Origin of the sequence: Pseudomonas frederiksbergensis (assembly GCF_003732705.1) — a bacterium.
In the GTDB taxonomy this organism is placed as follows: domain Bacteria; phylum Pseudomonadota; class Gammaproteobacteria; order Pseudomonadales; family Pseudomonadaceae; genus Aquipseudomonas; species Aquipseudomonas frederiksbergensis_F.
This window is the reverse complement of the sequence record NZ_MOBR01000005.1, coordinates 175,108-198,044: the sequence shown is the minus strand read 5'-3', so window position 1 is coordinate 198,044 and position 22,937 is coordinate 175,108. Positions and strand designations below refer to the sequence as shown.

Sequence of the window (22,937 nt, the reverse complement as noted above, 5' to 3'; positions counted from 1 at the left end):
ATGCCCCCATGGCCGAATCGTTATAAAAATGTGTTTTCACACAGCCTGGGTCGAAAGCGGACTGTCAGCGGTGAAATTGACGCGCACTCTGAGCAACCGTTTGCGCATGATCCAGCTCTGCGCCGCGCTAACCCCGCAAAACCGCCTCCCCCGTCCGAGGATTTGTAAGGGTCACATTCTCAAGCGCTCGAATCCGCCAGTTCTCGCCCCGCCTCGTCAGCACGGCAAGAATCAGCGTATCCACAACGTGTGGCCCGGCCGGATGCGCGGCGCCGGCTGTCAGGCGACTCCAGAAATGGATAACGGCCACTCCATCTGCAACGGGGTCAACGTCGATCAGCTCATTCAGCAGCGTTGAGTCGCGGTAGATCGTTTCGTGGATGGGTGTGTGGAGTGCCACGATCTGTTCGATGCCTCGGACATAGTGTCCGAAGCGGTTCACGAACGTCGCGTCTGGATCGAACAGGTCTCCGAGCGCAGCCATGTCGTGGTTGTTCCAGGCTGCCTGGAAAGCACCGGGCACATCTTCAGGATTTTTCATTTTGGTCATGTGGGGCCACCCGGTAAGTGGACTGCACCAACCCCGACGGAAAGCAGCGGCTGGTGACCAGTTTCAATTCGATGTCTTGCGCGAGGGCGCCGAACAGGGGTCTTCCTGAGCCGATCAGCACGGGGACGGTGGTTATCACCATGTCCGTGACTAGTCCGTCGCGCAGGAAGGATTGCACCAATTGCCCGCCATCGACATAGACCCGGCGCACGCCTTGTTTTGCCAGTTCGTCCATCAGGTTTGCGGGTGTGAGGTTGGAGAAACGCACTTTGCCTTCCAGCGCTTCGGACACTGGCGAATTGGCCAGTTGTTGGGACAGCACCACGACGGGTCGGTCGTAGAACCAGGTGTCGAAGGTCAGCACTTTCTCGTAGCTACCCCGGCCCATGACGATCACGTCTTTGTCGGCGATGAAGGCTGGGTAGCCGTGATCTTCGGTCGGGTCGTCGCGCTGCAATAGCCAATCGATGTCGCCATCGGGCCGGGCGATGAAGCCGTCGAGGCTGGTGGCGATGAAGACGTGTGCGGTGGTCATCAGGGTCTCCTTTTTTACACGACGTATTTATTCAAGATCATAAGCCGAATAACACCGAACCCTGTGGGAGCGAGCTTGCTCGCGAAGGCGGAGTGTCAGGCAATGAAGATGTCGACTGACACACTGCCTTCGCGAGCAGGCTCGCTCCCACATTTGTTTGGTGTTGTTCGCGAGATTTGAGTGTGGCAGAGGCCTTCTGTGGGAGCGAGCTTGCTCGCGAAGACGTCAGATCCTGCATCACTTAAACATGTTTAACGACGGCTGTTTAAAGACACTCGGTGTTACGTCATAAGCGGCTACAACGCCTTGCGCCGCTGCCTACGCGTACGCCAGAATCCGCTGGCTTGTGCGTCTAGGGCTTGGGTTTTATCGTGTATCCGTCGCTGAAAAACAGCGATGGGTTTGGTAGACCCTCAGCATCGACGCGTAGCGTCACCTTTGGTGGTCCTCCTTTTGGGACTGCGGCTTCATGGTGGCCATGCGTAGGGCTCCTTCGGGGGCGCCGGTTCCGATGCCCGGTCTACCAACCTCCGTATGGCCGCCACCCTCCGTTTGGTAGCGAGATGGTGATGGCTCCAATTAAGCAGCATCGGAGTTCTGTCTATGTTCAAAGTTACACCCAATCCCCCGAATACCGGTCCAGTACCCTACGACGCCTCTCTAGATCTTGACCCCACGAAAATGAAAGAGGCGGCCGACCGCGCGCTCGACTTCTACCTGAAACCCGGGGCGACGAAAACGCAGATACCGCCCCACAAGCGCAGCACCATCTTCACCATCGACGCAGCGGTGGATGACGAAACGTTGCTGGTCCAGGCTTACGATTCATTGTCGTCGGCCAGTGTCATGGTCAGCGATTTCGCCGAGCTGATGGAAGGCCCGCAACGCAAGAGGATGTTGCTGTTGCAGCAGGTCATCATGATGGGTGAGATAGCGGTCAATCGCGTACTGGATAACCACAAGCCTGGGTAGCAGCCGGGCACTGTAGGAGCGAAGCTTGCTCGCGAAGGCGTCGGCACAGTCAATAACCCTGTCGCCTGACACACCGCTTTCGCGAGCAAGCCCGCTCCCACATTTGATTGGAGTTGTTTACAAAATTTTCAGCATGAACGGTAAATAAATCCGTCCCCTTTTCGCTTCTACACTGCCGGCACGATCTTGGCGCTGGTGCTCGCATTGGTAATAGTTACCTGCATCGTGGGGTTATTGGTTTGGGTGTTTATAAACTGGTTGGTAACGGCGAGATTCGTTGCCGTATTGTTCACACTGCCAGAGACCGGGGCGCCCGACGGCCAGGTCCATACAGGGTTGATGCTGCCGCCAGCGGCGGGCGTCAGCAAGATCTGACCTCCAAGAAGCGTAAAGGCATCGGTCACACCGTTAATGTAGCTTTGCTGTTGGGTTGCGCAGATCGTCGTGCCGGGCGTCGGCGCTATCTCCCAGCCATAGTTGACAGTAATGTCAGCACCGCTTGCATTGAAAATTTCTACAGTAAGGGATCGTACCAACGTGCTCATCCTTGGCCTTCCATTTGATTATCAGCAAATGACCTATGCGACCTCAGAGTAGTAGCAAAGAGCTATTCAACAACGTTTTTTTTCGGATAACGGCACAGATCTATTAAATAAATCCGTCCCCTATTTCGGCTATCATTCGCGGGTTTTCAAGCCCGGTAGAACGAGATGAATCGTCAAAAAAAGTTACAGCAGCTATTCAAGGCTAAAGCCAAGAAGGCCAATGCCAAACTGGCACCGCAAAAAAAGGATAAGTACATCAGCAAGGCCGACCGGTTGAAGCTGGCGGCTGAAGACGATCAGGACACCGTCAGTTCCTCTGAAAGCTGATCCATGAGCGACGATTCCTACACGCGCTACATACGCTTTCAGATGCCCGATCCTGGCATCGCCCCACGGGAACAGGCGCCGATGCTTGCCCAGGAACAGGCCTGGGCGTGGGAGCGTGCGTCCGGGCATCGTTTCAGCTGGATCGTGGTGTTACTTGCGCCGTTGTGCTTTGGCCCGGTTCTGCCGGGTATTTTGTTTTTAGTCGGCCTGTTGTTCTATCGGTCGTTGTTCGCTGCCGATCTGGATATCGACCGGATCGTCGGGGCCTCTTTCGGCTGGCTGGTGTTCGCAACGCTGCTGTTCATGACGACCTGGGCACTGCGCAATTATTTGCGCGACACCCGCGATCCGACCAAACGCTATTGGCAATCCATGCCCGATCAAGGGCGGGTCAAGCTTGAGCGTCATACCCTGGAATCCGGCATTAACCTGTGGTCCTCGGATTACGATCCGGACTGCAACACGCTCATGCAGTGGAAAAACGACAAGCTCGAAAGTGTGCAAGACAGCGGTGTGTCGCAATGGGTCGTGGCCAAAACCACTGCGGGCCATTGGTTGGTACTGAAGGAACAATATCCGGGCAACTTCACCTACGCACGGGAGGGGAAAATGCCTACGCCGGACAAGCAACTGCGACCCGGCCAGGAACTGGCGATCGCCTTTGCCCCCGGTACTCATCTGTCTCTAGGACAGCGTTTCAGCGGCGCGCCGATGCCCTTGGTGGACACGCAGTATTGGCTGTCTGCCGATGAGCTCAAACGCTTGGTCGAAGTCGCCCATCACTGGACCTTTTTCCCGCCGGACCGCTATGCCGTGGTCAATCCGCAGGACACCGAGTGGGTGCAGCGGCTGGTGGACAAGGCGCAAGGCTAACCCTGTAGGAGCGAGGCTTGCCCGCGAAAGCGGCGTGTCAGTCGACATCATCGTTATTGACATACCGCCTTCGCGGGCAAGCCTCGCGCCTACATCGTCACAAACCTGTCACCCCCAGCCTGCTATCGTCCCCGCGCGCTCTCGCCCTGCCCCATTGCCCGACTCAAGGTATCCCTCAAGGTGTTCTCAACCTCGACCCGCCAGCAAATCATCCTCCGGTCCAACGACATGCGCTGCGACGACTTTGGCGCGTTGTTCTCGAAGATGTTCGGCAACCGCTATGCCGACACGCCGCCCCCGCCGGGGCACATCATCATCGGTGGCGTGTACGGTCGGCATGAGGGCGTGAGTTTTCGGCGCATGCATTACCGGGGCGATTTCAGCGTGGCGTTTCCCGATCCGGTGGATGAAATCACCTTCGTCATTCCCACTGCTGGCAAGATTGTTTTCAACCACGGGGCCGAATCGGTCGGCGTCGCCCATGTGGGTTTGGCCATCGACAAGGCTGATATTCGCTCGATGCGCTTCATCGACAACCATGCGCAGCACGGGATTTCGATCAAGCGTGGGCTGCTCACCGAGCGGTTGTCGACGTTGCTGGGCAAGCCGATTTTGCAGAAGGTGATTTTCGAGCCTGAGGTGGACCTGAATGCTCCGGCCTTCCAGGGCATCAAGGCCTTGATCGACTTGGCCACGGGGACCGAATTCGACTTGCTGATCAACGCCGGCACGCTGATGCCGTCGCGCCTGCGGGAAATGCTGGTGGATGCGGTGCTGGAAGCCTGGCCGCACAACTTCACCCAGGCCCTGCGCCGCCCTGCCCCACAGATTGCGCCACGGCATGTGAAGTTGGCGATCGAGTACATTCAGGAACATCCCGACAATCTGGTCAGCGGCACGGACCTGGCGCGGCTGAGCAACGTCAGCCAACGTGCATTGCAGGATGGGTTTCGGCGGTTTGTGGGGACGTCGATTGTGGCGTATCAGCGGCAGGTGCGGCTGGAGCGGGCTTATGCTGCGCTTGTAGACGACACCTCTACATCCGTGACCGATGTGGCCCTGCGATATGGCTTCAGCAATGTCGGCAGGTTTTGCCAGTATTTTCAGAATGCCTACGGCATCAGCCCGGCGGATGTGAAAAACCGCCGGCGCTAACACCGCTCCCACAGGGGGATGTGGTGTACTCAAATTCTCGGTTCACCACAATACAAAAACTGTGGGAGCGAGCCTGCTCGCGAAAGCGGTGTGTCAGGCATGTAGTTTTTGACTGTGTCATCGCCTTCGCGAGCAGGCTCGCTCCCACAGGGGCCGGTGTCGGGCGCAATACCTGCGAATAACACCAAACCAATGTGGGAGTGAGCTTGCTCACGAAGGCGGACTGTCAGTCGACATCAATGCTGCATGTGCCGGCCTCTTCGCGGGCAAGCCACGCTCCCACAGGGGGATTTGCGAAAATCCAATGTGGGAGTGAGCTTGCTCGCTCCCACAGGGGATTGGGGTTTTGCTCTGGGTCACTACATCCGTCAGAACAGGTAGCTGGCCTTGAGGCTGCCACTGAAGCCATGGCTGTCACCGCCACCGCTGGCACCGACTTCCGCCCCTAGGCTCAGTGCGCCAAGATTGGCCATGAGGTTGACCCCGCCACTGAACTGATCGCGATTATCGAACGCCGCACGCTGTTCAATATCAAGTCCCAACAAGTGGCCTTCGCTGTCGACGGTGTGATCGCCCAGCACACGCTCGTAGCCCACTTCGACACCCGGCACCAGGTTCCACGCGCCCATACCAATCGGTGCAAACGATGCCTTGAGGTTGGCCACGGCACTGCGGCGGGTGGCCTGGATGCCGTCGACATCCAGGGCCAGTTCGCTGCCCTTCTCCTTGAAGCCCGACAAGTCCAAATGGCTGACGCGCACGCCGAGGCTTGGTTCGAGAATCATGCTGCTCAGCGGCAAGCGATAGCCCAGCGCCAGGGTTGCGCCGGTGAGGTTGCCATGGCTGTCGCCCTTGGCCGAACCGAGTCCGCCACCGAGGTCGCGTTTGCTGTCGTAATCGAGCCATCCGGCATTGACGTCCGCATCTACAAACAAGCCGCGCTCCAGACCGTCCAGCGCGTAACGAGCGCCGACGGAGAAGAACGTCAGGTCAGTATCCACCTCACCACCCACCCCGCCGACATTTCCGCGACTGTAGCCAAAACCGCCATGGGCGCTGAGTTGCTCGGAGAAGCGCTGGGTCAGGCCCACCATCAAGCCTTGGCTGTGCTCATTACTGCTGGCGGCGTGGGACGAGCCATCACTCCCCAGATAGCCCGCCAACGCGGTGCTCCACAAACGGTATTGGCCGACCTTGAGGTCAGTGCCGCTGATGAACGGCGCGGCGGCCTGATCAATCATCGCCCCTTGGCGCAGCAGATAACTCGCGGCGTCCGCATGCACCTGGCCCCCGACCGTGGATTCGACCCCGCCGAGCGTGCCGGCATCAATCGCCGATTGCAGGTAATAGTTGTAGGCGCTGTAGGTGCCGGACAGATTGCTGTTCTGCAACTGTTGCAACAACTGCGCCCCAGCGGCGGCGTTACCGATCAGCCCCGCCTGGCCCGGCAGGCTGTTGTATTCGACCATTTTGCCGCGCAGTACGTAGAGGGTTTCCTGGGACAACCCCAGCCCTTGCTTGAGGTAATTGTCCATGCTGCCGTACTGTGCGGTGACCTGATCCAGCCCCGCTTGCAGGTAACTGGCCTCGACCCCGAGTAACGGCGCGTAGATCGCCGCCATACTCGCCGGCATGGCCGCCAATGTCGCTTTCATGCGCGCGGCGGTGTAGTCGTTGGTCGCCAGGTAGTTGCCCATGATCGTGGCGCTATCGACCCCGGCAATGCTCAACAACACGGCGGCGGTCCAACCCGTTCGGTCCTTGCCGGCGGTGCAATGGAACAGCGCGGCGCCATCGACACTGGCCAGCTCATTGAACAGCCGAGTGAATTGGCCGCGCATCCCCGCATCGCTGACGAACGCCCGGTTGGTCTGCTGCATCATGGCGATGGCATCGGCGGCGCTGGTGAACGAGACCGTGGTGATGTTCGAGCCGGACGTGGTGCTGCCGATGATGTCGATGTTCTCGTAGGTCGCCCCCGTGAGCAGCGTGTCGGGGGTGCCGGCAATCTCGGTCGGTGTGCGCAGGTCGTAAACAGCCTTGATGCCCAGGCCGTTCAACGTGGCCAGATCCGCCGCAGACGGCGTCAGCGCATTGGAGCGATAGAACACACCGGCGCGCATCGTGCCGTCATTGGCGGTGGAATACGCAGTGGTAGTGCCGGCGAGATCACGGAAATTATCGATGCTGCGAAGCTGCGGGGTATCGAGGGTAGTGGTTTCGGCGGCCTGGGCAGCGGCGATGGACAGGCTCAAAACGGACAGTGAACACAGAAGACGTTGAAACACGGTGCAGCCTCATTCAAATCGCGTTGGGCTGCCCACTATCTGCACTGAAATGAAACCGAATATGACAAATTGCCAACGGATGAAAATGCCTGCGCGATTGGTCCAGCGGGTGCGTTTTCTGTCTGTGGCGCGGAGGGTTATCAGAGCCGAAAGTGCTGCTGCATGGCCTGGGCAAGTAGATTCACCGCCTCATCGTCCTGTGAAGACAGCGAGCGCATAAACACGATTTCATGCTCTGGAATGACGGGCAAACCGTCGAGGATCTGCATGTTTGCCGTCACAAAGGCACGGTCGATCAGACTGATCGCCAATCCCGCCTCAACACACGCCTTGATCGCCTGGTTGGAGGGACTTTCCAGCACCACCCGCGAGCGGCGACCACTTTGCTTGAGCGACTCGATCATGGCTTGCCGATACGGGCATTGCGTTGCGTGCACGGCCAGTGGCAGCGGGTCCATTGAGGCCACCGTCGTGTGGATCGGCCCGACCCAGACAGGCAGGGTCGAGACGAGCACGTGCGCACTCGGTTGCCCCTTGGGCTGGGCAAGCACCGCAGCCTGAAGCTTTCCACGCTGTACCAGGTCACGTAGCGCATCACTTGGAGCGGTCTTGAGTTCCAGAACCACGTTGGGCCAAGCGGCCGCGAAAATCGGCAGAATGTCGCGGATGACATGCACGGCATATTCATCGGGAACACCCAGGGTAATGCGTCCCGCCAAATGCGTGCCATGCAGATCGGCCAGCACCCGGTCATGGGTGCTCAGTAACTCAGTGGTGGACACCAGCAGACGCTTGCCCAGTGCGGTCAGGGAAACGGACTGATTATCGCGGTTCAACAAACGGCCACCCGCCACCGCCTCAAGTCGCTGGATGTGCACGCTCACCGCCGCCGGGCTTTTATGCAGTTGCTCGGCCGCCGCACTGAATTTACCGATCCGCGCCACGGCGTGAAACGTACGGACCAATTCGATATCGAGTATTGCTGTCATGATTCAATCTTCGTGAAGGACTGCTGCACTTTATTTTGATTTATTAGACTACGCCGGTTTCGTAGCCTGTGGTGATGAACCAGCACACTCCGATGACCGCTCATCCGCAAGCCACGCCAGACTGGCGTCAGGCTATTCCCCTGCCTTTACTCGAGGCGGCGTTGATTCTGACCTGGAGTTCCGGGTTTGTCGGCGCGCGCTTCTCGATTGATTACGCGCCCGTCTTATTGGTGGTGTTTTGGCGCTGCGTGGTGGTCACGCTGATCCTGTTGCCCTTCGTCGCCAAACAATTGCGCCGCACCTCTTGGCCCGCGCTGCTGAAAAACGCCGGCATCGGCCTGCTCGCCATGGCGGGTTACTTGGCCGGCGTCACCCAAGGCATCGCCCTCGGCGTGCCGGCGGGCCTGGCCGCGTTGTTCGCCGACTTGCTGCCGATGGGCATGGCGTTGCTGGCCGCAGTGGTACTTGGCCAACGACTCGCCTGGCAAGTCTGGGCAGGACTGGTCATCGGCCTGGTCGGCGTGGTGCTGGTGACCCACGGTGCGCTGGCGTGGGGTGACGCGCCGTTATGGGCTTATGGTCTTCCGTTGCTCGGCATGTTGTCCCTCGCCATCGCGACCCTGTGGCAGAAACGTTTGCCCGCGTCGGAGTCGCTGGGTCTGCTGCCCAACCTGTGGCTGCAATGTTGTGTGTCGAGCATCGCCTTTGCCATTGCCGAGGGAACGCAGGGCAGCCTGGCGCCGATCCCCAGTACAGGGTTTGTCATGAGTGTGCTGTGGACGGTAGGGCTGTCGACCATGGGCGGATATGGGCTTTATTGGCTGTGCCTGCGTCGCGCGACGGCGACCCGGGTTGCCAGTGTTTTATACCTGAGCCCACCGGTGACGATGCTTTGGGCTTGGGCGATGTTTGGGGAAGCGCTTTCCTGGCAAATGGTGTCGGGCGTGGCCGTATCCGGGATTGGCATCTGGATGGTGCTGCGAGCGGAGGCTCGATCACGTTGAAAATATTCCGCACCCTCTGAGTTACTGCCAGAATCACTCATCCGTCGTCCAGGTAAGGGCAATGATGAACATTCGTGTGCTACTTGTTTTGACACTCTTGGTAGTGTGCATACCCGTACACGCATCAACGTGGCAAATTTGCGCGTTGGAGCTACGGATCACTGAGGTAGTGAAACGTCCCTCTACACAGCTACAGGCCCAAGTCTTGAAAGTCAGCCCGGCATCGACCACGGCAGAATGCCCGGAGGTCGGGACGACGCTCACGTTCGCCCCGGAAACGACCGACTATCAAACCACGCTTCCACGCCGTCAATGGCCCATCAAAGGGCAGTCGGTGCGCATGGATTACCGCTATCTGGATGGCATCTGCAAAGGCGATGGCAATGATTATCCGTGCCGCATCAAACACTACCCATTGGGTGGCCGCTAAATGAGTTCCTCTTCCGAACAAAACGCTGACGAAAAAAGCCTGCCTCGATTACTGCTCGATCTGCTTTGGCAAATCGCCGTGCTGTTGATCCCGATTTTCCTCGTGACGGTCATACCGTTGCTGTGGGCGCTCGGTGTGGTGCTGGGGTGTGCAGCCTTGATGTGGCTGACAGCGCGGGCCGGTTGGCCACGAACTGGCCGAGGGGTTGCGCGGTTAATGACCTCTGCCGCCATCGGCCTGGGTTTTAATCTGGGCCGTGCGTTGCCGGCGTACTGGGACATCGCGGGGGCCGCGGCGGTGATGTTTTTCGGGCTGGCGAGCGTCAGTCATCTGGAACGGCGTTTTGGCTTGGCCGAAAAGACGCCGGCCAAGTCGTCGCCGCTAGCGCCCGGTCAGTCTTCCGGCGCCAGTGCCTGGGGCGGGGACGAACCCCGACAAACACCCGAAGGCGAGCCCATCAGGGTGTTCAACTACAGTGAAATCGCCATGGGCGGGCCCGTCCTGTGCGATTACCTGTTCCCCGATGGCGTGCTGCTCCAAAGCCTTGGGGCGTCGGCGCGTTTCTCCAATGACGGGCGCTATTTCGCCGCACCGCTGCCCTCGCGCCAGGCCTGGGGGTTGGTGATTCTGGATCGACAGCTGCGCCAGCTCTACCAGTGTGCGTGTGATGAATTCTGGGAACTGGATGCCTTTAACGACGGCACCCTGAGCGGGCGTTACAGCCCTCTGGTCGACAATGGCGCGAGGGCGATCAGCCTGGAGCAACTGCTGGCGACGGCGCAAAGGGTCGATCTGGTGCCCGTTGCTGATCTCTGGCTTGAGCCGGGTGACTGGCAAAAAAACCTTGAGAACGAAACGCTCCGACATACGTCCCCGGATGGGCAGCAACGTCTGGACGCCCGTCTGGCGCTACCGCTCAGCTTGCGTGAATTGCCGCAGCCCTGGGACCCGCTGCGGAACCCGGAATACCGCGTGAACATTAACGGTGAGCCCACTTCGCTGCTGATCAGGGCCGATACCGTCATCCTCTGGAATCCCGACAGTCGTTCCTTCGCCTGCCGCGCGCGGATGGGTGAAGATCAAGCCGTCGACTACTGGCTCTGGCACGCAGACCGAGGCTGGCAAACACTGCCTTGCCCGTGGATCTCCACCGACAATGAACCTTCCCTGGGCTGGAGCGAACCGCTGGCGCTGGATGATCACTGCCTGCGGCTATCGTCTTACTTCGACTACCCGCAACCTGATCGCGGTCGCTATGGTTACGGCTTGTACAGCATCCACAGCGACTGTGATTCCCAGGTCGGTCATGCGCCAAACGGCCGGATACAGGTGGCGGAGCGGCAACTGACGCGCGTGCAGTTGGCCGTGCCGCTGGCGGGCGAAGGACAGCGCGGCGCGACGGTGGTCGAGTCGGCACCCTTGACGGGTAAGACGCGCGCTCAATTCATCTGGCAGCAAGACAACAGCGTGGGGCTCGGGGGGTATTCCTGCAGGATTGGCGACTGGACGTTACCGGGCGTATGGCTGCTCGATCATCGGGTTTCAGACAGCGGACGCTACATCGCCTTGATCCCGTTCGCCGAGCCGCCCGCCGTGGCAGGGCATGTGGTGGTGGCCGACGCGCAGGCGCGGCAATTGCTGAACAGTCCGCCTCTGTTGCCCGCGCGATTGCTGGACTTTCGTGGACCGCGACTGAGCGTGGCCGTGATTCGCGGGCGGCTGGATCAGGACCTGCAAAGCAGCCCATTGCAGCGCTTCAATCAAGCGCCACCCGAGGCGAACGATGCCGCTGAATTCTGCCAGCCTCGTCCGGATTCGCGACTTTACTATGAGTGGTGCGAGCTGAATGTCAGCCCACAAGGCCTGACCACCCTCCCCGATTGGCGCTTGGTCAAACACCCACAGTCTGCAATAGCCGATGGCAATTTTGTCCAGCCAGCACCGACGGATAAAGATGCCGCGTGGCTGTTCGGGTGTGAAACCGAATACGCCGACAGTTGGCTACGGGTCCAGAGCCCACGTCTGGGCGGGCATTTGCTGACCGCGTCGGGTTGCGCCATCAGCGATCTCGCACCTTCGATGATCTGGTCCGGGGACGCACGTTATCTCGCCCTGACTCGACTCCATACCGACATCGACGATGACCACGGCGGTCACTTGGCCTGGCAGGTTTTGCTGCTGGATGTCCAAGCGCGAACCTTGAGGCAGTCACCGCAGTGGCTGCACAATCGACCGCAGTTTGAAAGTTTCAAGCACGACGCCTTGACGGTGCGTGTGTTTCTGCGCGACTGGGAAGCCGAGGATGAAACAGACCGGGGCTCAACCACCGTGCTGAAGTTGAGCGACCTGTTGGCACTTCCCGCCGAGTCCCTCTGCCCGAGCGCGGGGCTTTGGCTGACGAAGGATCAATTGGGGAATGCCGAAGCATGGCAAGCCTTGGACACCTCGGCGTTGAGTCATTGGCGCTAGTCACGCCGGGTAAAAAAAGGGACAGATTGATCTGTCCCTTTCTTGTTTAAGAGCGCCCTACCGAACCTGAGACCGGAAGATTCCCCAGCAACTTGAGCCCGGTGCTCTTCACGAACGCGTCATAGTCCATCGGTCTCTCGATACGGGTTTCAGCGTTGGGCAGGACATAGGCCCAGGCACGCTGGGAGGATGCGTCGTAGACGAGTTTGAACAGGCGGGTCGGCACCCAGACCTTGTTGTCGCCGATGGTGCCGTGGCCTGAGTCAAAGATCGGGCCGGTGAAGACAAACACATTGCCATCGGCGCGTTTGGCAAACTTCCTGACATCCGCCTCGACCTTGCTCCAGATCTTGCGGTTGTTGGTCGGGTCTTGCGGCACCATGTTCGACAGTGCAAAGGACTGGGCCATGGCATTGGGGCTCGGCGCATCGGCGGCCGGGGATTGATGGCCACGGTCCACGGCCGGATGCTGGCTGCGGTAATCACTCAACTCGGCCCGCCCGCTCTTGGGGATGCGTGGATCCGGGTAGAACTGATTGGTGCGCTCTTCGCCTTTGGCATCCTGCAACTGGGCCGAGTTAAGGCGTTCGACCACCACCAGCGGCGTCTTGCTGGTCTGCGAGTACAGCACCGCAAAATTGTCGGAACACAACGCCAGCGGTTTCATGGTCGCTGGCACCGTGGCCGTGTTGATCGGTTTCGCTGCCGGAAACAGATCGGCGCAACCGTCGAACGAGGCCTGTTTCTGCTTGTTTGAATAGAGGTCCAGGGCCGAGTTCTGGCTGATCGAGCCCGAGTGAGAGGTTTGTGTCTGATGCTGCGTGGGCGGCTTGAGGAGGTCCAGCAGACTACGGGCTTGCGCGCCGGTCGAGAGCAAAACAAGGGCCGACAGCCCAACTGCAATTTTGCGTAGGTGCATGCTTTAAATTCTTCGATTTGGAGGGAGGAGTAAACGTACGGCGAGTCCCGATTGACGGAACCAGGCAGAGGCTGATTATTGTGCGGCGAGCATGCTTTCACTGTCCTTGATCAAAATACCGATGCGGATCCGGTCGGCTCCGGGCAGTATGACCGCTGACGGTCGTGCGGGGATTATTGACCATGACTTGCCGTTTTAGTGCTGGGCAGTGCGTACGTTTCCCCCTCGACATTCTTATACGACGATGCAGTCTGGCACTCTCAGGAAAAACATGGACATTCGACTCACGGAAGAAAAAGACTGGGCGCTGTTGAAGCAAGTCCGTCTCGCCGCGCTGTTGGACACGCCGACAGCGTTCGGTGTGAGCTACCAGACCGCCGCCCATTACACGGACGAACAGTGGAAAGATCGCGCCTCGTCAGTCAGCGGAACGCAATTCTGGTTGGCTTTCGAAGACGATAAGCCGGTAGGCATGATCGGTGCCGCGATCAGCCAGGCGAATCGCTACAACTTGATCGGAATGTGGGTTGAACCCGCCGCCCGTGGTTCCGGCGTGGCCATTCAATTGGTGGAAGCGGTGAAATCCCGCGCGATGGGCAAAGGATATGATCGGGTTTTCCTGGACGTCTCTCCCGACAACGCCAGGGCTGCGAACTTCTATCTGAAGCAGGGTTTTACATTCATGGATGAATGGGAACCTCTGGAAAGTCATCCGCATATCAGGGTTCAGACAATGTTCTGGGTTGTGCGCAACTGACTGCGCCCCGAAGCGCTCGGTCACACGTTTTCATTACCCGACCGGGTAAACGAATACCGATCGATATCGGTCCTCAGCTGCCAACCCTGACTGCGCCAATAATCAGCCGCCAGTGCATTAGTCTTGAACACATCGAGATGACATTTAAGGATGCCGAGCGCCTCGAGACGCGCAAGACAACGGTCTACCAACGCATTGGCGATGCCTTGCCGCCGATGCTGCGGCAGGACCACCAAATGCTGCAAATACCCTCGCCGGCCGTCGTGTCCGCACATCACGCAACCGCCGATAACGCCCTGCACCTGCGCAACGAAGCTCATCCCGGGATTACGTTCCAGATACTTCGAGGTCGATTCACGGGAGTCGGCATCACGCAGGGACACGCCTGGCGTACGCTTCATGAGATCGATCACGGCATCGTAATCGTCCAGGGTCATGACACGAAGAGTGAACATTGATTGAGCCTTGCTTGGGCAACGGGCGGGTTCGGCAGACTAGCAGAAGCCGCTAGAGGTTAACGACTACCTGCTGTGAAGCGTGCAGACAGGCCCTCTGCGAAAAATAACCGCGAACGACTACAATCGCGGTTTCTTCGCGCAAAAAGACAGGCCCGCCAGGACATGCCGCTCGACCCGTCCACGATGTTGACACTCTCGGTCGCCCTTGCAGCGGCTGCCGCGCTGTACCTGGCGATCGAATGGCGCAGCATTCGCGAGCCTTCGCTGCTGTTCTGGAGCGCGGGATTTGCCACGATCACCGTGGGTTCCACCCTCGCCCTGCTGCGCAGCAGCGGCTTTCTGTTCATCGGTATCTGGTTCGCCAACGGTCTGCTGGTGATCGCGCACTTTCTGTTCTTGCTGGGTGTCGCGCGCTTCACACAAACACGTCTTTCCCGTGGCTGGGCGCTGATGTTCATCGCGTGGCTGGCCATGCTGCTGGTGCCGGACGGGCCCACGTGGTCGAAAGTCATGTTGCTGGTCAACTCGTTGCTGGTTGCCCTGTCGACGCTCAGGGCCAGCTTCCTTCTGCGTCCCCATGGCAAGTCGTTGAGCGTCGGCGCGGTGCAGCTGCGTTATGTGCTGCTGGCCCACGGGGTTTTCTATGTGGCCAAGGCACTGACGGCGGTGATTCCCGGCACGCTCATCGATCTGGCCGCGTTGCGTGGCGCGATCATTCAGATTTCCCTGGTCGAAGGTGTGATGGCGATCATGCTGATCGCGCTGTCGATGACCGGCACCGAGCGCTATCGACGGGAGAAACAGATTGCCCACCTCGCCGCTCGCGACCCGTTGACCGCCCTGTACAACCGTCGCGCCCTCGAAATGCGGGCACCGCGTCTGCTGGAGGACGTCTCATTGACTCGCCCCGGCGCCTTGCTGCTGATCGATATCGACAACTTCAAACTGGTCAACGACCTGTACGGCCATACCGCCGGCGACCGGTTGCTGGTCGCGTTGAGCGAGATGATTCGTTCGGTGCTGCCCGACGATGCGCTGGTGGCCCGACTTGGCGGTGACGAGTTCGTCGTCCTGTTGAGTAACGCCTCGAACGAGCGGGTCATCAGCCTTGGCAACGCGTTGCGCGAACAGTTTCAGCAAACCGCCTCACAGACCTTCGCCACGCCCGAACCGGTGACGCTGAGCATCGGCGCCGACCTCTTCGACCAGCCGCCCGCCAGTCTGGCGGCATTGATCGAGCAAGGCGACGCTGCGCTTTACGCCTCCAAACGCGGCGGACGCAACAGCATCCGGCTGGTTGATCGGACGCTTTAATTCTCGAGCGGATTCGGCGTTAAAATCCGCCGAACTCAGGCTCACCTTGTTCAGGATGATCGTCATGTCCCTTATCGAAACGCCCCTGCAAGACCTCGCCGCCCCCGAAGGCGTGTGTTACGGCTGCGGCGGCCGCAATCCCCATGGGTTGCACGTCAAAAGTGTCTGGCACGAGGACGGCGTGCAGGTGATCGCCGAGCACATCCCCGATGCCAAATACTGCGGTTGGCCGGATCTGGTCTACGGCGGCCTGATCGCGATGCTGGTCGATTGCCACTCCAACTGGACGGCGATGGCCTATCACTACCGGGCGGAACAGCGTGAGGCCGGAAGCCTGCCGCGCATCGATTGCGTCACCGGCAACCTCGGGATCAAGTTCATCAAACCGACACCCATGGGGGTAACGCTGACCTTGCGGGCGAGAGTCGAGGGCGAGGTCGGACGCAAGACCCGGGTGGTCTGCGAGGTTTACGCGGGCGAGGTGCTCACCGCGATTGGCGACTCGACGTTCGTGCGGGTGGACACCGGGCAACTCGCGGACGCGGCCCACGGTCGATAAGCCATTTCGCCGATGCCCCGACTCGCCGCTTGGTGTTAAATAGCGCCAGTTCGCAACACCGTACAACGAGAACCATCATGAACAGCCATTTTGAGAGAACAGCATGATCGAGGTCACCGAGGTTTCCATTGCCGAGCTGCGCGCTGCGCTCGAATCGGGCCAGACCACGGCGGTTGAGCTGGTCCGGGCCTATCTCGCCCGCATCGAGGCCTATGACGGCCCCGACACGCCCACAGCCCTGAACGCGGTGGTGGTGCGCAACCCCGAAGCGCTGAACGAAGCGCAGGCGTCCGATGCCCGTCGCGCCAAAGGCCAAACGCTCGGCCCGCTCGATGGCATCCCCTACACGGCCAAGGACAGCTACTTGGTGAAGGGACTGACCGCTGCGTCCGGCAGCCCCGCGTTTGCCAACCTGATCGCCTATCGCGATGCCTTCACCATCGAACGCCTGCGCGGCGCCGGGGCGATTTGCCTGGGCAAGACCAACATGCCGCCGATGGCCAATGGCGGGATGCAGCGCGGTGTCTACGGCCGGGCCGAGAGCCCGTACAACGCCGACTACCTCACCGCCCCTTTCGCTTCCGGCTCGTCGAATGGCGCCGGTACCGCAACCGCCGCCAGTTTCGCGGCGTTCGGTCTGGCGGAAGAAACCTGGTCCAGCGGTCGGGGCCCGGCGTCGAACAATGGCCTGTGCGCCTACACCCCTTCGCGTGGGGTGATCTCGGTGCGCGGCAACTGGCCGCTGACGCCGACCATGGACGTGGTGGTGCCGTTTGCCCGGACCATGGCTGACCTGCTTGAAGTGCTGGATGTGGTGGTCGCGGAAGATACCGACACACGCGGCGATCTGTGGCGCCTGCAACCCTGGGTGCCGATTCCGAGTGTGGCTTCGGTGCGCCCTGCTTCCTATGCCGAGCTTGCCGTGAAGCCCGATGCGCTCGCGGGCAAACGCCTTGGCATTCCTCGGATGTACATCAACGCCGATCCAGAAGCCGGCACGTCGCAAGCGCCGGGGATCGGTGGCCCGACCGGGCAGCGCATCAACACCCGCGCCTCGGTGATCGATCTGTGGAAACAGGCGCGTCAGGCACTCGAAGCGGCCGGCGCCGAAGTGATCGAAGTCGACTTCCCGCTGGTGTCCAATTGCGAAGGCGATCGCCCCGGCGCGCCGACGGTGTTCAATCGCGGCATCGTGTCCAAGGAGTTCCTGCACCATGAGTTGTGGGACCTGACCGCTTGGGCGTTTGATGATTTCCTGCGGGCGAACGGCGATCCGAAATTGAATCGTCTGGTCGATGTCGATGGCCCGCTGATCTTCCCCCATGACCCAGGGACGCTGCCCAATCGCGAGGGCGACCTTGCTGCCGGGATGGATGAATATGTGCGGATGGCCGAGCGCGGGATTACGCCGTGGGACCAGATCTCCACATTGCCGGACGGACTTCGGGGGCTTGAGCAGACCCGCCGACTCGACCTTGAACACTGGATGGATCGCCTCGGGCTGGATGCGGTGCTGTTCCCGACCGTTGCCGATGTGGGGCCGGCAGATGCAGATGTGAATCCTGCGTCGGCGGACATCGCGTGGAGCAATGGTATTTGGGTGGCGAATGGCAACCTGGCGATCCGGCATTTGGGTGTGCCGACAGTGACGGTGCCGATGGGTGTGATGGCGGATATTGGCATGCCGGTTGGACTGACGTTTGCCGGGCGGGCGTATGACGATTCGACGTTGCTGCGGTTGGCTTCGGCGTTTGAAGCGACGGGGACAAAGCGGATGATTCCGCCGCGTACCCCCGCGCTGCCCGCCAACTAAACACCGGCCCAATGTGGGAGCGAGCCTGCTCGCGAAGGGGACATGCCAGCCAACATTTATGTTGAATGACACACCGCTTTCGCGAGCAGGCTCGCTCCCACAGGTTCAGTGTTCAACTTAAACCGCTTTCACCTCCCCACCATCCATCCGCAACGCCGACCCCGTCATCCACCGCGCCCCCGGCGAGACCAGAAACGCCATCAACTCGGCAATTTCCTCCGGCTCACCAAACCGCCCAATCCCTGCCTCCTGCGGAAACTTCAGCATGGCCTCCTCCACCGACATCCCATGGGCCGGCGCCCATTTCTCCAGGTATGAACGCCGCCGCCCGGTCATCACCGGCCCCGGCAGCACGCTGTTCACCTGCACCGCATCTTGCGTGCCACGATCCGCAAACGCCTTCGCCAGCGCGACAATCGCCGCATTAATCGTGGCCACCGCCGCGTAAGGTGCCTTGGGCGTCACCGCCGAGTTGCCGGACATCAACACCACCGCGCCCTTCGCCGCTTTCAGCGCCGGCCATGCCGCCAGCGTCATGCGGCGCGCGCCATGCAATTTCAGTTCGGTGCCGTCATGCCATTGCTGATCAGTCATGTCGAACAAATCGATCTGCGGCACCGCCCCGGCAATGTTGAGCAAGGCATCAATCCGACCAAACGCTGCCAACGTCCGCTCCACCACTTGTGCGGGGATTGCGGGGTCGGCGACATCGCCTTCAACGATCAGGCATTGAGCGCCGGCCTCACGCACAGCCTGTGCCGTGACATCGAGGTTCGGTCGATTTCGGGCGACCAACACCACCGCAGCAAAATCCCGCGCCAGACGAATCGCCGTCGAACGTCCGATGCCCTGGCTGGCACCGGTCACAATCGCCACTGAGTTAATCATCGTGTTCTCCCGGGCCTGATTCATGCGTGCACCACAACCATTTTTCCGCCGGCCTCGTTGGCTTCCATCACGCGATGGGCCTCGTGGATTTCCTCGAACTTGAAGATCCTAGATGGCGTGACATCCAACCGCCCCGCCGCCACGTCTTCGGCGATGGCCTGCAACGGCACGTCCGACAGCGGGAAACCAGGCGTCCCGAAGACAAAACTGCCGAAGAACGTGAGGTAGACGCCGCTGGCCATTTGCAGCAAGGGATTGAACTCGGCGATGGGCGCCAGACCGCCCAACCAGCCCGCCAGGCAGACCTTGCCGCCCCGACGCACCATCGACAGCGAATCCAGCACCGTGCTGTTGCCGACCAGATCCAGCACGGCGTCGAACTGTTCGTCGATTCGCGTGGACAGTTCCGGGCCTTCCCGTTCAACACCGGCAACGCCCAACGCTTCGAGCATGGCAAAGCGGTCCGGGCTTCTGGATGTCGCGACCACGTGCGCGCCGGCATTCACCGCCAGCTTCACCGCTGCCTGACCAAACGAAGACGTGGCCCCGCGAATCAGCAGGCGCTGCCCTTTAGCCAGTTCAAGATTGCGAAACAAACAGGTCCACGCCGTCGCATAGGTTTCCGGAATCGCCGCCAATTCAGCCCAAGGCAAATCCGCCTCGATCAGCGCCACGTTCGACACCGGCGCCCGGGTGTACTGCGCGTAGCTGCCATTGATGGTCCGGCCCAAACCGCCCATCAGCGCCGCAACCTTGGCCCCCACCGCAAACTCGCCACCGGGGCACGACTTCACCAGTCCCACGCATTCAATGCCCGACACCGGCGCCGCCTCGGCCCACTCGCCGCGACGCATGTGCATCTCCGCGTGATTGATGCCGAAGGCCTTGATCTCAATCACCACATGGCCAGGCATCGCTTCCGGTTCAGGAATGTCTTTGTAAACCAGACTGTCGAGGCCGCCGAATTTCTCAAGAACGATCGCTTTCATGACGTCTATCCCAGGGTTGATTGTTGTTGGGGGTCGCTTCAGCGGCGCATCTACATAACCGCACTGAAGATGATTTAGAGGTTATTCAGCGATCAGTAACTTGTCAAACACATTTTGAGTGGTTACGCTGACCGACATCAATCAAGGCTTTGGTGGACACCCTCATGAGCAGCACACCCCGCGGTCCGGCCATATTCGTCGCCGACGCCCCCGCCCTGGATTTTCTCAACTCGATCGCGACACCCGTCGATGAACCTGTCGACTGGATCGAAGACGGCGCAGGTTGGCTGGCCTGGTTGAAACAATCAGGCTGGGTCGAAGACGCGGTGTTGGAACGCCTTCAAGCCCAAGCGATGCCCGGCGAACTGGAAAACGTCGCAGCCCAGGCGCGCTCGTTGCGGGAATGGTTTCGCGGCTTCGTCCTGAAATACAAAGGCAAACCGCTGGACGCCTCGGTGCTGACGGAACTCGAAGCCCTGAATCGCCTGCTCGAAAGAGACGAGAAATACACGCAAATCACCCTGCAAACCGGCGCAACACCGAGCCTCGCCGCGCAACTGCAACGCCGCTGGCGCAGCCCGGATTCCCTGCTACTGCCCCTGGGCGAAGTGCTCGCGCAGTTCGTCAGCACCGAAGATTTCTCCAACGTGAAATGCTGCGAAGGCCACGCCTGCACCCTGATGTTCGTCGACCACACCCGAGGCCGAAAACGCCGCTGGTGCAGCATGGCCGTGTGCGGCAACCGCGCCAAAGCCGCGGCCCACCGTGAACGCCAGAAAAACCTGGGCGTATAAACTCAACACTCCCGTAGATCCCCCTGTAGGAGCAAAGCTTGCTCGCGATAGCGGTACCTCAGTCGACATAAACGTTGCCTGACACGCCCTCATCGCTAGCAAGCTTTGCTCCTACATTATTTTGTGTCGGACTAAAAACTTTAGTAACCCCTAAAAATAACTTTGACAGGTTACCAATCACATGCAAGAGTCATCCTCGAAACCGCCTAAACCCCATCCAACCGGTTACGAGGTCCACCACCATGAACACCCCAACCATCACCTACAACTTCACCCACACCGACGGCATCAACGTCTTCTACCGCGAAGCCGGCGACCCTACCCTGCCAACCCTGCTCCTGCTCCACGGCTTCCCCAGCTCCTCCCACCAATTCCGCCAACTCATCCCGCTGCTCTCCCAACACTTCCACCTCATCGCCCCCGACCTGCCCGGTTTCGGCTTCACCGAAGTCCCCGCCGAGCGCGACTACGTCTACACCTTCGATGCCCTCGCCCAAACCCTCGAACACTTCGTCGACACCCTGGGCCTGAAGCGCTACGCCATGTTCGTCTTCGACTACGGCGCCCCCACCGGCCTGCGCCTGGCGGTCAAACACCCGGAACGCATGACCGCCCTCATCTCACAAAACGGCAACGCTTACCTCGAAGGCCTCGGCGACGCCTGGGCCCCGATCAAAACCTACTGGGCCGAACCAAACGCCATCAACCGCCAAGCCATCGCCGACGCCGTCCTCAACCTGGAAGGCACCCGCTGGCAGTACGAACACGGCGTCAGCCACCCCGAACTCATCGCCCCCGAGTCCTACACCCTCGACGCGTTATTGATGGAGCGTCCCGGCAACAAAGACATCCAACTCGACCTGTTCCTCGACTACGCCAACAACCTCAAACGCTACCCCGACTTCCAACGCTTCTTCCGCGAAACGAAGCTTCCGACTCTGGCCATCTGGGGCAAACACGACCCCTTCTTCATCCCGCCAGGCGCCGAAGCGTTCAAGCGAGACAACCCGAATGCGGTAGTGGAATTGCTGGATACCGGGCACTTCGCGATGGAAACCCACGTGGAATACATCGCTCAGCGAATTATTGAAGTCATTCGCAGCGCGGTGTAATGGCGACGCCAGGCGGATGCGAGGTTGCATCCGCCTGACAAAAAGAAATGAACCCTGACCACCACCGTCCACCTAAAGAAATGACTTTCAGGAGGTGGCTAATGCAAATCGAATACGTCTGGATCGCACTCGCGGCAGTACTGGTGGTGATTGAATTGTGGGCGATCAACAAAGTGATCAAAAGCGGCAGCAAGGTCGACAACAAAGGCGTATGGATCGTCGTCATCGTCTTCGTCCCCCTCATCGGCCTCATCGCCTGGGCACTGGCCGGCCCGAAACACAGCACCCATAGCGCGCAATAACCGTGACAGCGGGGGCCCCGCTTTTTGTGGCGAGGGGGCTTGCCCCCGTTGGGCTGCGAAGCAGCCCCGAAACAAACCCAGAAAATCGGGGCTCAACGTCTGAAAACCACGTAGGAAAACACCCTTTGTGGCGAGGGAGCTTGCTCCCGCTGGGCTGCGAAGCAGCCCCAATCCCTTGCCCCCGATTTCCTAAGACCTTTCCGAACGCCCGGCCCGCAAGGGTTTCGTGGCCAATCGCAGCAAATCCCCTTCACCACAATGGCCTAAAAGCCGTCCTACACCCCGGTTGCGAGCCCCAAAGTGGCCACCTATATTCGACCCGTCGCCACAGCAATTGGCGATAGGGTTTCGCAGCCCTGTAGAAGTGGATACACACCGTCAAATGACAACTGTGGCAAAATTCGCCACCGTTACGTTTTATGGCGGCTGTGTGTGGGAGACCTTCGGGTCTGCCGGCTTCGTCTCTTCTCCGGTCTGCGAACCCGCACATAGCTGCCACCTATTTGTTTCGCAGCAGAAAGGTGGCACTTCATGATTATTCTTTGAAGAGTTCACCCTTATGACTACGAACAATCCTCCACACCGCTTCACCCCCATGTCCCAATTCGCCACCGACTACCCCGTCCTCCTCATCGACAACGACGCCCCCATCCGCGAACTCCACAAATGCGTCAGCGAACGCCTCAACGCCGTCCTCAAATACCTCAACCTAATGGCCTGCACCAGCCTGCCGGACTACGCCGAAAACGACATCAACACCGTCACCAACATCGCCTTGATCCTGATCCGGGATGTGCATGATGTTTTTCGGGTGATTGAACAGCGGGGGTTTGATACCCCTACCGTGTAATAAATAAACATAAAAAGCCGCATTAATGCGGCTTTTTTACAACTA

The 22,937-nt window shown here is 59.9% G+C and carries 24 protein-coding genes; 15 read left to right on the top strand and 9 right to left on the bottom strand.

Annotated elements, in window-relative coordinates:
• Nucleotides 1–127: 127 nt before the first annotated feature.
• Both BK667_RS04785 and BK667_RS04780 read right to left on the bottom strand, forming a co-directional pair.
• The gene (locus BK667_RS04785; RefSeq protein WP_123514856.1) at nt 128–550 is read right to left on the bottom strand and encodes an SgcJ/EcaC family oxidoreductase; all 423 of its coding nucleotides are present in this window, start codon (nt 548–550) and stop codon (nt 128–130) included.
• Nucleotides 528–1,085 carry a dihydrofolate reductase family protein gene (locus tag BK667_RS04780; protein WP_123596936.1) on the bottom strand — a complete coding sequence of 186 codons (558 nt, stop codon included), beginning with the start codon at nt 1,083–1,085 and terminating at the stop codon, nt 528–530. Before BK667_RS04780 ends, BK667_RS04785 begins: the two co-directional genes overlap by 23 nt.
• 603 nt (nt 1,086–1,688) lie before the next feature.
• Between BK667_RS04780 and BK667_RS04770 the strand changes: the two genes are divergently transcribed.
• Nucleotides 1,689–2,057 (top strand): DUF6124 family protein, encoded by a 369-nt coding sequence (locus BK667_RS04770; protein WP_123596935.1) that lies wholly within the window; start codon nt 1,689–1,691, stop codon nt 2,055–2,057.
• Between the two features lie 167 nt (nt 2,058–2,224).
• Here the strand turns inward: BK667_RS04770 and BK667_RS04765 are convergent, their stop codons facing one another.
• Entirely contained in the window at nt 2,225–2,602 is a 378-nt protein-coding gene (locus tag BK667_RS04765; RefSeq protein WP_123596934.1) for a hypothetical protein, read from the bottom strand.
• Nucleotides 2,603–2,767: 165 nt separating this feature from the next.
• Here BK667_RS04765 and BK667_RS04760 point away from each other — a divergent pair, with 165 nt between their 5' ends.
• The 3 genes from BK667_RS04760 (at nt 2,768) to BK667_RS04750 (ending at nt 4,957) form a co-directional block, all read left to right on the top strand.
• Nucleotides 2,768–2,929 (top strand): DUF2986 domain-containing protein, encoded by a 162-nt coding sequence (locus BK667_RS04760; RefSeq protein ID WP_123596933.1) that lies wholly within the window; start codon nt 2,768–2,770, stop codon nt 2,927–2,929.
• A gap of 3 nt (nt 2,930–2,932) precedes the next feature.
• Entirely contained in the window at nt 2,933–3,802 is an 870-nt protein-coding gene (locus tag BK667_RS04755; protein ID WP_259697852.1) for a hypothetical protein, read from the top strand.
• A gap of 228 nt (nt 3,803–4,030) precedes the next feature.
• Nucleotides 4,031–4,957: an AraC family transcriptional regulator gene (locus BK667_RS04750; RefSeq protein WP_375538776.1), complete on the top strand. Its 927-nt coding sequence runs from the start codon at nt 4,031–4,033 to the stop codon at nt 4,955–4,957.
• Nucleotides 4,958–5,325: 368 nt separating this feature from the next.
• Here the strand turns inward: BK667_RS04750 and BK667_RS04745 are convergent, their stop codons facing one another.
• Together BK667_RS04745 and BK667_RS04740 are read right to left on the bottom strand one after the other, a co-directional pair.
• A complete protein-coding gene (locus tag BK667_RS04745; protein ID WP_123596932.1) occupies nt 5,326–7,245 on the bottom strand; it encodes a tyrosine-protein phosphatase in 1,920 nt (639 codons plus the stop codon).
• 140 nt (nt 7,246–7,385) lie between these two features.
• On the bottom strand, nt 7,386–8,234 hold the full coding sequence (locus BK667_RS04740) for a LysR family transcriptional regulator (RefSeq protein WP_123514881.1): 849 nt from the start codon (nt 8,232–8,234) through the stop codon (nt 7,386–7,388).
• Between the two features lie 74 nt (nt 8,235–8,308).
• Between BK667_RS04740 and BK667_RS04735 the strand changes: the two genes are divergently transcribed.
• The 3 genes from BK667_RS04735 (at nt 8,309) to BK667_RS04725 (ending at nt 12,137) form a co-directional block, all read left to right on the top strand.
• A complete protein-coding gene (locus BK667_RS04735) occupies nt 8,309–9,238 on the top strand; it encodes a DMT family transporter (RefSeq protein ID WP_123596931.1) in 930 nt (309 codons plus the stop codon).
• A gap of 64 nt (nt 9,239–9,302) precedes the next feature.
• A complete protein-coding gene (locus tag BK667_RS04730; RefSeq protein ID WP_123596940.1) occupies nt 9,303–9,668 on the top strand; it encodes a hypothetical protein in 366 nt (121 codons plus the stop codon).
• Nucleotides 9,669–12,137: a hypothetical protein gene (locus BK667_RS04725; RefSeq protein ID WP_123596930.1), complete on the top strand. Its 2,469-nt coding sequence runs from the start codon at nt 9,669–9,671 to the stop codon at nt 12,135–12,137.
• Between the two features lie 46 nt (nt 12,138–12,183).
• Here the strand turns inward: BK667_RS04725 and BK667_RS04720 are convergent, their stop codons facing one another.
• The gene (locus BK667_RS04720; RefSeq protein WP_123596929.1) at nt 12,184–13,056 is read right to left on the bottom strand and encodes a DNA/RNA non-specific endonuclease; all 873 of its coding nucleotides are present in this window, start codon (nt 13,054–13,056) and stop codon (nt 12,184–12,186) included.
• 271 nt (nt 13,057–13,327) lie between these two features.
• Here BK667_RS04720 and BK667_RS04715 point away from each other — a divergent pair, with 271 nt between their 5' ends.
• Nucleotides 13,328–13,813, top strand: coding sequence for a GNAT family N-acetyltransferase (locus BK667_RS04715; RefSeq protein ID WP_123596928.1), 486 nt, complete (start codon nt 13,328–13,330; stop codon nt 13,811–13,813).
• A gap of 20 nt (nt 13,814–13,833) precedes the next feature.
• On the opposite strand, the gene BK667_RS04710 is transcribed toward BK667_RS04715, so the two are convergent.
• Entirely contained in the window at nt 13,834–14,268 is a 435-nt protein-coding gene (locus tag BK667_RS04710) for a GNAT family N-acetyltransferase (RefSeq protein ID WP_123596927.1), read from the bottom strand.
• A 165-nt stretch (nt 14,269–14,433) separates the two neighbouring features.
• Here BK667_RS04710 and BK667_RS04705 point away from each other — a divergent pair, with 165 nt between their 5' ends.
• The 3 genes from BK667_RS04705 to BK667_RS04695 all read left to right on the top strand — a co-directional run bounded on the left by BK667_RS04705 (nt 14,434) and on the right by BK667_RS04695 (nt 17,957).
• Nucleotides 14,434–15,585, top strand: coding sequence for a GGDEF domain-containing protein (locus tag BK667_RS04705; RefSeq protein WP_123596926.1), 1,152 nt, complete (start codon nt 14,434–14,436; stop codon nt 15,583–15,585).
• A gap of 64 nt (nt 15,586–15,649) precedes the next feature.
• The gene (locus BK667_RS04700) at nt 15,650–16,144 is read left to right on the top strand and encodes a PaaI family thioesterase (protein ID WP_123596925.1); all 495 of its coding nucleotides are present in this window, start codon (nt 15,650–15,652) and stop codon (nt 16,142–16,144) included.
• A gap of 103 nt (nt 16,145–16,247) precedes the next feature.
• Nucleotides 16,248–17,957: an amidase gene (locus BK667_RS04695; RefSeq protein ID WP_123596924.1), complete on the top strand. Its 1,710-nt coding sequence runs from the start codon at nt 16,248–16,250 to the stop codon at nt 17,955–17,957.
• Between the two features lie 117 nt (nt 17,958–18,074).
• Here BK667_RS04695 and BK667_RS04690 read toward each other — a convergent pair whose 3' ends face one another.
• The gene (locus BK667_RS04690) at nt 18,075–18,845 is read right to left on the bottom strand and encodes an SDR family oxidoreductase (protein WP_123596939.1); all 771 of its coding nucleotides are present in this window, start codon (nt 18,843–18,845) and stop codon (nt 18,075–18,077) included.
• A 20-nt stretch (nt 18,846–18,865) separates the two neighbouring features.
• Nucleotides 18,866–19,834: a zinc-binding alcohol dehydrogenase family protein gene (locus tag BK667_RS04685; RefSeq protein ID WP_123596923.1), complete on the bottom strand. Its 969-nt coding sequence runs from the start codon at nt 19,832–19,834 to the stop codon at nt 18,866–18,868.
• 164 nt (nt 19,835–19,998) lie between these two features.
• Between BK667_RS04685 and BK667_RS04680 the strand changes: the two genes are divergently transcribed.
• The 4 genes from BK667_RS04680 to BK667_RS04665 all read left to right on the top strand — a co-directional run bounded on the left by BK667_RS04680 (nt 19,999) and on the right by BK667_RS04665 (nt 22,892).
• Entirely contained in the window at nt 19,999–20,628 is a 630-nt protein-coding gene (locus BK667_RS04680; RefSeq protein ID WP_123514901.1) for a CGNR zinc finger domain-containing protein, read from the top strand.
• A gap of 242 nt (nt 20,629–20,870) precedes the next feature.
• Nucleotides 20,871–21,740 (top strand): alpha/beta fold hydrolase, encoded by an 870-nt coding sequence (locus tag BK667_RS04675; protein WP_123514903.1) that lies wholly within the window; start codon nt 20,871–20,873, stop codon nt 21,738–21,740.
• Nucleotides 21,741–21,841: 101 nt separating this feature from the next.
• Nucleotides 21,842–22,042, top strand: a complete 201-nt coding sequence (locus tag BK667_RS04670) for a PLD nuclease N-terminal domain-containing protein (protein ID WP_123514905.1) — start codon at nt 21,842–21,844, stop codon at nt 22,040–22,042.
• A gap of 559 nt (nt 22,043–22,601) precedes the next feature.
• Entirely contained in the window at nt 22,602–22,892 is a 291-nt protein-coding gene (locus BK667_RS04665; RefSeq protein ID WP_123596922.1) for a fructose-bisphosphate aldolase, read from the top strand.
• Nucleotides 22,893–22,937: the final 45 nt, after the last annotated feature.